This is a genomic window from Pseudomonas sp. QL9 (genome assembly GCF_041409665.1).
Classification (GTDB): Bacteria; Pseudomonadota; Gammaproteobacteria; order Pseudomonadales; family Pseudomonadaceae; genus Pseudomonas; species Pseudomonas knackmussii.
Genome location: NZ_CP166971.1, coordinates 1,334,431 through 1,347,197 on the forward strand (window position 1 = coordinate 1,334,431; position 12,767 = coordinate 1,347,197).

Here is a 12,767-nt window from a genome sequence, read left to right on the forward strand (position 1 = left end):
ACGGGATACAGCCTTGAAAGTGTAGAAAAGTGCCTGCCAGGGAATAATCAGGCAATAATCAAAATATTATTGCCATACAGGGACAATATAGATGAATCGCTGGGAAGGGCTCGACGAATTCGTCGCCGTAGCGGAAACCGGCCAGTTCACCGCGGCGGCCGAACGCCTGGGCGTCTCCTCCTCGCATGTCAGCCGGCAGATTGCGCGGCTGGAAGAACGCATGCAGACACGCCTTCTCTATCGCAGCACCCGCCGTGTCTCGCTGAGTGAAGCCGGGCAGACGTTCCTACAGCACTGCCAGCGCCTGCAGGATGCCCGCGACGAGGCACTGCGCGCGGTCAGCGACCTCTCCGCCGAACCCAAGGGCCTGCTGCGCATGACCTGCGCCGTCGCTTACGGCGAGCGCTTCGTGGTGCCGCTGGTGAACGCCTTCATGGCCGACTACCCGCAACTGCGCGTCGAGATGGAACTATCCAACCGGCAACTCGACCTGCTCCACGAAGGTTTTGACCTGGCCATCCGCCTCGGGCGCCTCAGCGATTCGCGGCTGGTGGCCACGCGCATCGCGCCGCGAGTCATGTATCTCTGCGCCACGCCCGAATACCTGGCACGGCACGGCGCGCCGCAGTCGCCGGCCGAATTGCCGCAGCACAATTGCCTGATCGGCAGCAGCGACATCTGGACCTTCCTCGAGAATGGCCGGGAAACCCAGCACCGCGTCCAGGGCAACTGGCGCTGCAATAGTGGACAAGCAGTACTCGATGCCGCTCTGCGCAGCTTTGGCCTATGCCAGTTGCCGGACTACTACGTGCTCGAGCATCTGCAGCGAGGCCGCCTCGTCTCGCTGCTGGAGGAACATCAGCCGCCAAACACCGCGGTGTGGGCGCTTTATCCGCAGCAGCGGCATCTGTCGCCGAAGGTTCGCCAATTGGTGGACTTCCTGAAGGATGGCCTGCAACGCATTCATCCAGGAACGGCTTGAGTCCAACGCCGCTAGTGGCTCCGGGCCGAATCGTCGGCGCCAGCATGCCGACCGTGGCGATGCAGGAAGTCATGGATATGCGCTGGGAAACGCGAACCGACCCAGGCGAAGAGGCCGTACTTGAGCAGCTTGCCGACGAAGACCACCAGTAGCGCGCCTGGATAGTCCAGCGGGGCGTTGGCCAGCACCACCAACGCAGGCGTCTGCGGTAGCGGCGAGATGGATACGAGGAAGAGTGCCAGCAAGTGGTAGCTGTGGGTCCAGTCCATCACCCGCTGCCAGGTCGGGTCCTGCAACATCTGCGGGAAGTGAGCGTAGAGGCTGGCCCAGCCCATGTGGTGGGCAACGATCATCAGCAACAGCGCCCCCAGACTGCTTCCCAGCGCACAGAACAATGCGACGCCGAGCCAACGCCGTGGCACCAGCAGGACTGCCGGCACCACCACGGAGGTGATGGGGTAGATGGCGAACAGGGTGCCGACGAGGGCCAGCCCCAAGCACAGCCAGGGCAACTTCCAGCCGTCTCCGGCCCAGCGCAACATTCGGTGCAGAACGCCTTCGAGCCTGGGCAGGAACATCGCGAGGCGCTTCATGTCCAGCCTCAGCGCCTGCTGAAAGTTTGCTGCAAGCGCTGCAGGTCTTCGGGGGTCGTCACCTTGAGGTTATCCGCGCGGCCTTCGACCATGCGCGGTGCATAGCCCGCCCACTCCATGGCCGATGCCTCGTCGGTGATTGCCGCTTCGGCAACCAGGGCGTCGGCCAGCGCGCGGTGCAGCGCGCCCAGGTGGAACATCTGCGGGGTATAGGCTTGCCAGACGACGCTGCGATCCACGGTTTCCAGCACTCGGCCGTCTTCGCCTACGCGCTTGAGGGTATCCCGTGCGGGAATGCCGAGCAGGCCGCCCACCGGATCGTTGGCCAGCTCATCGAGCAGGCGATCGAGGTCGCCGCGACTCAGGTTGGGACGCGCCGCATCATGCACCAGCACCCAATCGTCGCTTCCGGCGCCCAGCTCGTTCAGCTTGAGCAGGCCATTGAGCACGGAATCGGCGCGCTCGCGACCACCTTCGGCTCGCACGATGCGTGGATCGTCGGCACAGCCCAGGCCCGGCCACCACGGATCATCCGCGGCAAGACAGACTACCAGCCCCTTTAGCATCGGATGGCCGAGGAAGCAGTCGAGGGTATGTTCGAGGATGCTGCGACCGGCGAGGTCGAGGTACTGCTTGGGACGGTCGGCGCGCATGCGCGAACCGATGCCCGCGGCCGGAATCACGGCCCAGAAGGCGGGAAGGGAAATGTCGCGGAATTTCATTGGGCCAGCTGGTAGAGGGTTTCCTTGTCCTTGATCATGCCGAGTTCGTGGCGGGCACGCTCCTCGACCGTCTCGGTGCCTTTCTTGAGCTCCGCCACCTCGGCCTCGAGGATGCGGTTGCGCTCCAGCAGGCGCTCGTTCTCGCCCTGCTGATCGGCGATCTGCTTCTGCAAGTCGCGCACCTGCGCCAGGCTGCCTTCACCTACCCACAGGCGATACTGCAGGCCGGCGAGAGCGAGGCTCAGCACGAGGAATAGCCAGTAGGGGCTACGCAGGCGACTCAGACGCACTTCAGGACTCCATATGCGAAGGGGTGGCTCCTGCCACCCCTTCACCGTACCAGACTAGCGTCAGCCGCGGAATTCCGCGCGGCCACGGTACGGCGCCTTGGCGCCCAGCTGCTCTTCGATGCGCAGCAGCTGGTTGTACTTGGACACGCGGTCGGAACGGCACAGCGAACCGGTCTTGATCTGGCCGGCAGCGGTGCCGACAGCCAGGTCAGCGATGGTGCTGTCTTCGGTTTCGCCGGAGCGGTGCGAGATCACCGCGGTGAAGCCGGCGGCCTTGGCCATCTGGATGGCTTCCAGGGTCTCGGTCAGCGAGCCGATCTGGTTGAACTTGATCAGGATCGAGTTGCCGATCTTCTCTTCGATACCGCGCTTGAGGATCTTGGTGTTGGTTACGAACAGGTCGTCGCCGACCAGTTGCACCTTCTCGCCGATCTTGTCGGTCAGCACTTTCCAGCCAGCCCAGTCGGACTCGTCCATGCCGTCTTCGATGGAGATGATCGGGTAGCGCTGGGTCAGGCCGGCCAGGTAGTCGGCGAAACCTTCGGCGCTGAACACCTTGCCCTCGCCTTCCAGGTCGTACTTGCCGTCCTTGAAGAACTCGGAGGAGGCGCAGTCCAGAGCCAGGGTGACGTCTTCGCCCAGCTTGTAGCCGGCGTTGGCGACGGCTTCGGCGATGGCGGCCAGGGCGTCTTCGTTGGAAGCCAGGTTCGGTGCGAAACCACCTTCGTCACCGACAGCGGTGTTCAGGCCACGGGCCTTCAGCACGGCTTTCAGGTGATGGAAGATCTCGGCGCCCATGCGCAGTGCGTCGGCGAAGTTCTTGGCGCCAACCGGCTGAACCATGAACTCCTGGATGTCGACGTTGTTATCGGCATGCTCGCCGCCGTTGATGATGTTCATCATCGGAACCGGCATGGAGTACTGGCCCGGGGTGCCGTTCAGATCGGCGATGTGCGCGTACAGCGGCACGCCTTTGGCCTGAGCGGCAGCCTTGGCGGCGGCCAGGGAGACAGCCAGGATGGCGTTGGCGCCCAGATTGCCTTTGTTCTCGGTACCGTCGAGCTCGATCATCGCGTGATCCAGAGCCTTCTGGTCAGCCGCGTCCTTGCCCAGCAGCAGGTCGCGAATCGGGCCGTTGATGTTGGCCACGGCTTTCAGCACGCCCTTGCCCAAGTAACGGCTCTTGTCGCCATCGCGCAGTTCGAGAGCCTCACGGGAACCGGTGGATGCACCGGACGGGGCGCAGGCGCTGCCGACGATGCCGTTGTCCAGGATCACGTCCGCTTCAACGGTGGGGTTGCCGCGGGAGTCCAGGACCTCACGGCCCTTGATGTCGACGATCTTTGCCATTGTTGTTAACACTCCGAAGAAAAGAAAAACGGGGCGGGCTGGTGAGACTCAGGCAGTCTCGATTACGGGGAAACTCTTCACCAGGTCGTCCAACTGCTTGAGCTGGGACAGGAACGCTTCGAGCTTGTTCAGACGCAGCGCACACGGGCCGTCGCATTTTGCATGCTCGGGATCCGGATGGGCTTCGAGGAACAGGCCGGCCAGGCCCTGGCTCATGCCGGCCTTGGCCAGGTCGGTGACCTGGGCGCGGCGGCCGCCAGCGGAATCGGCGCGACCGCCCGGCATCTGCAGGGCGTGGGTCACGTCGAAGAACACCGGGTAGCCGAACTGCTTCATGATGCCGAAGCCGAGCATGTCGACGACCAGGTTGTTGTAGCCGAAGCTCGAACCGCGCTCGCAAAGGATCAGCTGGTCGTTACCGGCTTCCTCGCACTTGGTCAGGATGTGTTTCATCTCCTGGGGCGCGAGGAACTGAGCCTTCTTGATGTTGATCACCGCGTTGGTCTTGGCCATCGCCACGACCAGGTCAGTCTGCCGGGACAGGAAGGCCGGCAGCTGGATGATGTCGCACACCTCCGCCACCGGAGCAGCCTGGTAGGGCTCGTGGACGTCGGTGATGACCGGAACCTTGAAGGTCTGCTTGATCTCTTCGAAGATCTTCAGCCCCTCTTCCATCCCCGGACCGCGGAAGGAGTTGATCGAGGAGCGGTTGGCCTTGTCGAAGCTGGCCTTGAACACGTAAGGGATACCGAGCTTCTCGGTAACCCGCACGTACTCTTCGCAGACCTGCATGGCCAGGTCGCGCGACTCCAGCACGTTCATGCCGCCGAACAGCACGAACGGCAGTTCGTTGCCGATCTGGATGTCGCCGACGCGGATGATCTTCTGGGTCATGCTCAGGCCTTCCCGGCGTGCTTCAGGGCAGCGTTGACGAAGCCGCTGAACAGCGGGTGGCCATCACGCGGGGTGGAGGTGAACTCCGGGTGGAACTGGCAGGCGACGAACCACGGGTGATCCGGCGACTCGACCACTTCGACCAGCGCGCCGTCGCCGGAGCGACCGGAAATCTTCAGGCCGGCAGCCTGCAGTTGCGGCAGCAGGTTGTTGTTCACTTCGTAGCGGTGGCGGTGACGCTCGACGATCACGTCCTTGCCGTAGCAATCGTGCACCAGGGTGCCCGGTTCCAGTTGGCATTCCTGAGCGCCCAGGCGCATGGTGCCGCCCAGGTCGGAAGCCTCGGTGCGCACTTCGGTGGCACCGGTGGAGTCTTGCCATTCGGTGATCAGACCGACGACCGGGTGGCCGCTGGACTTGTCGAACTCGGTGGAGTTGGCGTCTTTCCAGCCCAGCACGTTGCGGGCGTACTCGATGACCGCGACCTGCATGCCCAGGCAGATGCCCAGGTACGGCAGCTTCTTCTCGCGGGCGTATTGCACGGCGGTGATCTTGCCTTCCACGCCGCGCAGGCCGAAGCCACCCGGAACCAGGATGGCGTCAGCGCCTTCGAGCAGGCTGGTGCCTTGTTGCTCGATGTCTTCGGAGTCGATGTAGCGCAGGTTGACCTTGGTGCGGCTCTGGATGCCGGCGTGGGTCATGGCTTCGATCAGCGACTTGTAGGCGTCGAGCAGTTCCATGTACTTGCCAACCATGGCGATGGTGACTTCACGCTCGGGGTTGAGCTTGGCGTCGACCACGCGGTCCCACTCGGACAGGTCAGCCGGACCGCACTCCAGGCCGAAGCGCTCGACGACGATGTCGTCCAGACCCTGGGCGTGCAGTACGGACGGGATACGGTAGATGGTGTCGACGTCTTCCAGCGAGATGACCGCACGCTCTTCCACGTTGGTGAAGAGCGCGATCTTGCGGCGCGAGGACACGTCCACCGGGTGGTCGGAACGGCAGATCAGCACGTCCGGCTGCAGGCCGATGGAGCGCAGTTCCTTCACCGAGTGCTGGGTCGGCTTGGTCTTGGTCTCGCCAGCGGTGGCGATGTACGGCACCAGGGTCAGGTGCATCAGCATCGCGCGGCGCGAACCGATTTCCACGCGGAGCTGGCGGATCGCCTCGAGGAACGGCTGCGACTCGATGTCGCCGACGGTACCGCCGACTTCAACCAGGGCCACGTCGGCATCGCCGGCGCCCTTGATGATGCGACGCTTGATCTCGTCGGTGATGTGCGGGATCACCTGTACGGTGGCGCCCAGGTAGTCGCCGCGGCGCTCCTTGCGCAGCACGTCCATGTAGACGCGGCCGGTGGTGAAGTTGTTGTTCTGGGTCATCGTGGTGCGCACGAAGCGCTCGTAGTGGCCCAGGTCGAGGTCGGTCTCGGCGCCGTCGTGGGTGACGAACACCTCACCGTGCTGGAACGGGCTCATGGTGCCCGGATCGACGTTGATGTACGGATCCAGCTTGAGCATCGTGATCTTCAAGCCACGCGCTTCCAGAATGGCAGCCAAGGAAGCCGAGGCGATGCCTTTCCCCAATGAAGAAACAACACCACCCGTGACGAAGATGTAGCGCGTCATGAAAAGCCCTGAATGTCAGCGTTTAGGCGGCTGTGCCGCCGGGGAAGCGATGAATGGGCCGCGGCCCAAACCGCGGCGCATGCCGCTTAAAATAGCGAACTCCCGCTGATTCCGGGGGAATCGGCAGGAGCGGTACAAGACGGGAGCGTAGTCTACCGGAAAGGGCGTTTCAGCTCAAACCCGGGTCATTCGTCGGCGGTATCCAGCGCAGGCGCCAGCCCTGCTCGCCCGTCCGAACCAGGGCTGGCAGATTGGCCACGCCAAGCAGCTCATCGCCGCGCCAGAGCAGCGGCAGACGACTTCGAACAAACGGCGGCAAGGCGCTTTCATTGAGCAGCCGTTTGAGATCACGGCGGCCGCGCATGGCTAGTTCCAGCCGCTCGCCACCGCGACGATAGGTCACCCGCAACGAACCGACCGGCGGCAGTCCGTCCAGGTGCAACTCGCCATTTCCGGGCAGCACGAGTGGTTGCGACGGATCACTCCATTCCAACTCGTCTTCGACGGTATGCAGCCACTCCCCGGACAGCCACCAGAGCCAATCACCGCAGCGATGCAGCTCCCCTCCTCCCAGTCGCCAGACGGGCGTGGCGTCGCCGGCGGCATCGCGCAGCGTCTGCCAGGTCGCCCAATGGGCGCTATCGGGCATCGGCGTCAGAGGTGCCAACCAGTGGCGCAGCGCATTGCGCTGACGCGACTCACTCAGGCTGCGCAGCGGCTCCAGTTGCAGGGAAGGCAGAGACAACCAATCGAGTTCAGTCGAACCACGGGCGGCGAGCAGATCCTGAATGGCCAACTCGCCGAGCAGCGCTTCGGCTTCGGCCAGATGCGCCGCGCTGCGCGCCAGATTCACCGAAGCCTGCGGCCAACGCTCCGCGAGAACCGGCATGACTCTCTGGCGCAGATAGTTGCGGGCGAGACTGGTATCTCCGTTGGATGGATCTTCGACCCACTGCAGGCCCTGTTCGCGGGCGTAGCTTTCAAGCTCCGTACGCGAGACATCCAGCAAGGGGCGCAGCAGGGACCCTCTCCCCAGCCGCCGTACAGCGGGAATGCCCGCCAGCCCGCGAACACCAGCACCTCGCAGCAGGCGGAAGAGCAATGTCTCGGCCTGGTCGTCGCGATGTTGAGCGGTTAGCAGAAACTCGCCTTCCTCCAGATGTTTTTCGAAGGCTGCATATCGCGCCCGGCGCGCCTGCTGTTCGAGGCTTGCCCCCTGCTCGACCTTGACCCGCTCGACGATCAGCGGCACACCCAGCTCATCGCAGAGCGCCTGACAGTGCTCCGGCCAGTCATCCGCAACGGCCTGTAGACCGTGATGCACATGAATGGCCGAGATTGGCGGCAATACTTCCTTCTCGACGAGACGCGCCAGCGCGCGCAGCAAGACGACGGAATCCAGGCCGCCGGACAGCCCAACCCGCCAGGCGCGAGCGTGGCGCCAGGGAGTCAGGGCAATCAGCAGTCGGGATTCCAGGGACATGGCAGGAAATCGGGCTGTGGATAAGCAATGCCGGCAAGCATAAACGAGGCGGCCGGTCGCCAGAAATGCGAAGGGCGGAACCCTCGCAGGTTCCGCCCTCTTCGCTGACCGGCCCGCGCCCGAAGGCGCGGCGAGTAATCAGGCGATGCCGTAGCTCATCAGGCGCTCGTAGCGGCGCTCCAGCAGCTTGTCGATGCTCAGGCCCTTGAGCATGGCCAGTTGCGACTCGATGGCGGTACGGATGTTCTGCGCGGCGGCAGCCGGATCGCGGTGGGCGCTGCCCAGTGGCTCCGGGATCACGGTGTCGACGATACCCAGGTCCTTCAGGCGCGCCGCGGTGATGCCCATGGCCTCTGCGGCTTCAGGCGCCTTCTCTGCGGTACGCCAGAGGATCGAGGCACAGCCTTCCGGCGAGATCACCGCGTAGGTGGAGTACTGCAGCATGTTCAGGTTGTCGCAGACACCGATGGCCAGCGCACCGCCGGAACCACCCTCACCGATGACGGTGGCGATGATCGGGGTCTTCAGGCGCGCCATGACGCGCAGGTTCCAGGCGATGGCCTCGCTCTGGCCGCGTTCTTCGGCGTCGATGCCCGGGTAGGCGCCGGGGGTGTCGATGAAGGTCAGGATCGGCATCTTGAAGCGTTCGGCCATTTCCATCAGGCGGCAAGCCTTGCGGTAGCCTTCCGGACGCGGCATGCCGAAGTTGCGGCGCACTTTCTCGCGCACCTCACGGCCTTTCTGGTGACCGATGACCATCACCGGCTGCTCGCCCAGGCGAGCCACGCCGCCGACGATCGCGGCGTCATCGGCGAAGTGACGGTCGCCGTGCAGCTCTTCGAACTCGGTGAAGATGTGCTCGATGTAGTCGAGGGTGTACGGGCGGCGCGGATGGCGGGCGAGCTGGGCGATCTGCCAGCTGCTCAGGTTGCCGAAGATGTTCTCGGTCAGCGCCCGGCTCTTGTCTTCCAGGCGGGAGATCTCGTCGCTGATGTTGATCGAGTTGTCGTTGCCGACCAGCCGAAGCTCTTCGATCTTGGCTTGCATGTCGGCGATCGGCTGTTCGAAATCGAGGAAATTCGGGTTCATGGGCTATCCGTCGTGCTGATGGCGGCTGGGCCTGGTCCGTTTGGCGCCCTACCTTACGGTATCGGGCGCCCAGGGTCGAGGCTGGCGGGAACGAGGCTCTTGGCCATCGCTCGCGCTAGCGGTAGTTGAGGAAGACGTTGTCTCGTCCGAACTGGTCACGCAATGCTTGAATCAGACTGTCGGCCGGGTCGATCTTCCATTCCTCGCCGAACTGCAACAGGGCGCGCGCGTCGCTGGAACTGTAGTCGACGGTCACCGGGCAGTTACCGCGATGGCGTCCGCAGAGCTCGGCCAGCCAGCGCAGGCGGTCGCCCTTGAGCGCATCGGCAGCGACCTTCACCCGCAGGCTTTCGGCCAGCGCAGTGCGCGCCTCTTCGAGGCCCATGACGCGCTTGGCGCGCAGGCGCAGGCCGCCGGAGAAGTCGTCCTGGCTTACTTCGCCCTCGATCACCACCATGGCGTCGGTCTGCAGCAGGCCCTGGTTGGCGGCGAAGGCCTCGGCGAACAGCGAGGCTTCGATGCGTCCGGAACGGTCGTCGAGGGTGACGAAGCCCATCTTGTCGCCGCGCTTGTTCTTCATCACTCGCAGGTTGACGATCAGGCCGGCCACCGTCTGGGTGTCGCGCGCGGGCTTGAGCTCGACGATGCGCTGGCGGGCGAAGCGGCGGACCTCACCTTCGTACTCGTCGATCGGGTGACCGGTAAGGTAGAGGCCGAGGGTGTCTTTCTCGCCCTTCAGCCGCTCCTTGAGGGTAAGCTCCTTGGCCTTGCGATGGTTGGCATAGACGTCCGCTTCCGGCTCGGCGAAGAGTCCGCCGAACAGGTCCATGTGGCCGCTGTCATGGCTGCGCGAGGTTTGCTCGGCGGCCTTGATGGCTTCCTCCATGGACGCCAGCAACACCGCGCGGTTGCGGTCGACGTTGGCCTGGTAGGCCTTGACCTCGTCATGGAAGTACGGGCCCAGGCGATCCAGCGCACCGGCGCGGATCAGCGCCTCGAGAGTCCGTTTGTTGATCCGCTTGAGGTCGACGCGGTCGCAGAAGTCGAACAGGTCCTTGAACGGCCCACCCTCATTGCGGCATTCGGTGATGGCTTCCACCGGACCTTCACCGACGCCCTTGATCGCGCCGAGGCCGTAGACGATCTGGTTGTCGTCGTCGACGGTGAAGCGGAATTCGGAGTTGTTCACATCCGGCGCCACGATGCGCAGCTTCATGTGCCGGCATTCTTCGATCAGCGTCACCACCTTGTCGGTGTTCTGCATATCCGCGGTGAGTACCGCAGCCATGAAGGGGGCTGCCCAGTGGGTCTTCAGCCAGGCGGTCTGGTAGGAGACCAGGCCATAGGCGGCCGAGTGCGACTTGTTGAAGCCATAGCCGGCGAACTTTTCCACCAGGTCGAAGATGTTGCCCGCGAGGTTCGCATCGATGCCGTTGTTGGCGCAGCCTTCGATGAAGCCGCCGCGCTGCTTGGCCATCTCCTCGGGCTTCTTCTTGCCCATGGCTCGACGCAGCATGTCCGCGCCGCCGAGGGTGTAGCCGGCCATGACCTGGGCGATCTGCATCACCTGTTCCTGGTACAGGATGATGCCGTAGGTCGGCTTCAGGACCGGCTCGAGGCCCGCGTACTGGTAGTCCGGGTGCGGATAGGAGATTTCCTCGCGACCGTGCTTACGGTTGATGAAGTCGTCCACCATGCCCGACTGCAGCGGACCGGGACGGAACAGCGCCACCAGTGCGATCAGGTCTTCCAGGCAGTCCGGCTTGAGCTTCTTGATCAGCTCCTTCATGCCGCGCGATTCAAGCTGGAAGACCGCGGTGGTCTCCGCCTTCTGCAACAGGTCGTAGGTCTTCTTGTCGTCCAGCGGGATACGGTCGATGTCGACCAGGTTGTCGTCGCCGTTCTTGCGCTGGATGCGGTGGATGATCTCCATCGCCCACTTGATGATGGTCAGCGTACGCAGGCCGAGGAAGTCGAACTTCACCAGGCCGGCGGCCTCCACATCGTCCTTGTCGTACTGGGTCACCAGGCCGGCACCCTCTTCATCGCAAGCGATGGGCGCGAAGTCGGTGAGTTTGGTCGGCGCGATCACCACGCCGCCGGCGTGCTTGCCGGTACCGCGGGTGATGCCTTCGAGCTTCAGGGCCATGTCCCAGATTTCCTGGGCTTCCTCGTCGGACTTGAGGAAGTCGCGGAGCATCTCTTCCTGCTCGTAGGCCTTTTCCAGGGTCATGCCGACTTCGAAAGGAATCATTTTCGACAGTTTGTCGGCCAGCCCGTAGGACTTGCCCTGCACCCGCGCCACGTCGCGCACCACCGCCTTGGCAGCCATGGAGCCGAAGGTGATGATCTGGCTCACCGCGTTGCGCCCGTAGGCACCGGCCACGTAGTCGATTACCCGGTCGCGGCCTTCCATGCAGAAGTCCACGTCGAAGTCAGGCATGGAGATACGTTCGGGGTTGAGGAAGCGCTCGAACAGCAGGTCATAGGCCAGCGGATCGAGATCGGTGATCTTCAGCACGTAGGCTACCAGCGAGCCGGCACCCGAGCCCCGGCCGGGGCCCACGGGCACGCCGTTGTTCTTGGCCCACTTGATGAAGTCCATCACGATCAGGAAGTAGCCGGGGAAGCCCATCTGGATGATGGTGCCCAGCTCGAACTCCAGGCGGTCGATGTAGATCTGCCGCTTGGCTTCGTAGTCCGGCGTGGTCTCCTTCGGCCAGAGCACCGCCAGGCGCTCCTCCAGGCCCTCGTAGGAGACGTGGCGAAGGTATTCGTTGATGTCCATCCCTTCGAAGGGGATCGGGAAGTTGGGCAGGAAGTATTTGCCCAGCTGCACTTCGATGTTGCAGCGCTTGGCGATCTCGACGGTGTTTTCCAGCGCCTCGGGCAGGTCGCTGAACAGCTCGGCCATTTCCGCCGGGGTCTTCAGGTACTGCTGGTCGGAGAAGTTGCGCGAGCGGCGCGGATCGTCCAGTGCGCGGCCTTCACCGATGCATACGCGGGTCTCGTGGGCCTCGAAGTCCTCGGGCTTGATGAAACGCACGTCGTTGGTGGCGACCAGCGGCGCGCCGCTGCGTTCGGCCAGGGCCACGGCGGCATGCAGGTGTTCTTCGTCGTATGCCCGGCTGGTGCGCTGCACTTCCAGGTAGAAGCGATCGGGGAAGACTTCCATCCACTCGGCGAGCAGCGAGTCGGCCAGGTCGTTCTCGCCGTTCAGCAGGGCATGACCGATCTCGCCCTCTTTCGCTGCGGACAGGGCGATCAGGCCTTCGGCAGCCTCGCGGACCCATTCGCGCTCGATGATGATCTCACCGTTGCGCTGGCCGTGCTGCCAGCCGCGGGAGATGAGCTCGGTGAGATTGCGGTAGCCCTTGGCGTTCATCGCCAGCAGGCTCAGGCGGCTCAGCGGGCCTTCGTCGTCGCGGTTGGCCAGCCAGATGTCGGCGCCGCAGATCGGCTTGATCCCGGCGCCCATCGCCGTCTTGTAGAACTTCACCAGCGAGCACATGTTGCTCTGGTCGGTGACCGCCACCGCCGGCATGCCCGCACCGGCCACCGCCTTGCACAGGGGCTTGACCCGGACCAGGCCGTCGACCAGGGAGTACTCGGTATGCAGACGCAGGTGGACGAAGGAGGCGGTCATGACGGTCCTATGCAACGCGGAAACGATAAGCGGCCGATTGTACCGGCCCCTTCCGCAAAGCTACAGGCTTCAGATCGCCACTGCCGC

The 12,767-nt window shown here is 64.0% G+C and carries 10 protein-coding genes; 1 reads left to right on the forward strand and 9 read right to left on the reverse strand.

Going from position 1 to position 12,767, the window contains the following annotated elements; translation table 11 throughout:
* Positions 1-91: 91 nt before the first annotated feature.
* Complete coding sequence (locus ACA097_RS06360) at positions 92-982, forward strand: LysR substrate-binding domain-containing protein (protein ID WP_043249937.1); 891 nt, start codon at positions 92-94, stop codon at positions 980-982.
* An 11-nt stretch (positions 983-993) separates the two neighbouring features.
* On the opposite strand, the gene ACA097_RS06365 is transcribed toward ACA097_RS06360, so the two are convergent.
* The 9 genes from ACA097_RS06365 to dnaE form a co-directional block, all read right to left on the reverse strand.
* Complete coding sequence (locus ACA097_RS06365; RefSeq protein ID WP_371369185.1) at positions 994-1,575, reverse strand: hypothetical protein; 582 nt, start codon at positions 1,573-1,575, stop codon at positions 994-996.
* An 8-nt stretch (positions 1,576-1,583) separates the two neighbouring features.
* Complete coding sequence (ispD, locus tag ACA097_RS06370) at positions 1,584-2,297, reverse strand: 2-C-methyl-D-erythritol 4-phosphate cytidylyltransferase (protein ID WP_371369187.1); 714 nt, start codon at positions 2,295-2,297, stop codon at positions 1,584-1,586.
* On the reverse strand, positions 2,294-2,572 hold the full coding sequence (gene ftsB / locus ACA097_RS06375) for a cell division protein FtsB (RefSeq protein WP_197539265.1): 279 nt from the start codon (positions 2,570-2,572) through the stop codon (positions 2,294-2,296). The genes ispD and ftsB overlap by 4 nt, the downstream gene beginning before the upstream one ends.
* 75 nt (positions 2,573-2,647) lie before the next feature.
* The gene (gene eno / locus ACA097_RS06380) at positions 2,648-3,937 is read right to left on the reverse strand and encodes a phosphopyruvate hydratase (protein WP_371369189.1); all 1,290 of its coding nucleotides are present in this window, start codon (positions 3,935-3,937) and stop codon (positions 2,648-2,650) included.
* Between the two features lie 48 nt (positions 3,938-3,985).
* Complete coding sequence (kdsA, locus tag ACA097_RS06385; RefSeq protein ID WP_043249933.1) at positions 3,986-4,831, reverse strand: 3-deoxy-8-phosphooctulonate synthase; 846 nt, start codon at positions 4,829-4,831, stop codon at positions 3,986-3,988.
* Positions 4,832-4,833: 2 nt separating this feature from the next.
* The gene (locus tag ACA097_RS06390; RefSeq protein ID WP_043249932.1) at positions 4,834-6,462 is read right to left on the reverse strand and encodes a CTP synthase; all 1,629 of its coding nucleotides are present in this window, start codon (positions 6,460-6,462) and stop codon (positions 4,834-4,836) included.
* A 169-nt stretch (positions 6,463-6,631) separates the two neighbouring features.
* Positions 6,632-7,945, reverse strand: coding sequence for a tRNA lysidine(34) synthetase TilS (gene tilS / locus ACA097_RS06395; protein ID WP_371369191.1), 1,314 nt, complete (start codon positions 7,943-7,945; stop codon positions 6,632-6,634).
* Between the two features lie 138 nt (positions 7,946-8,083).
* Positions 8,084-9,034, reverse strand: a complete 951-nt coding sequence (locus ACA097_RS06400; RefSeq protein WP_043249930.1) for an acetyl-CoA carboxylase carboxyltransferase subunit alpha — start codon at positions 9,032-9,034, stop codon at positions 8,084-8,086.
* 115 nt (positions 9,035-9,149) lie between these two features.
* Positions 9,150-12,680, reverse strand: a complete 3,531-nt coding sequence (gene dnaE / locus ACA097_RS06405; protein WP_043249929.1) for a DNA polymerase III subunit alpha — start codon at positions 12,678-12,680, stop codon at positions 9,150-9,152.
* Positions 12,681-12,767 lie beyond the last annotated feature (87 nt).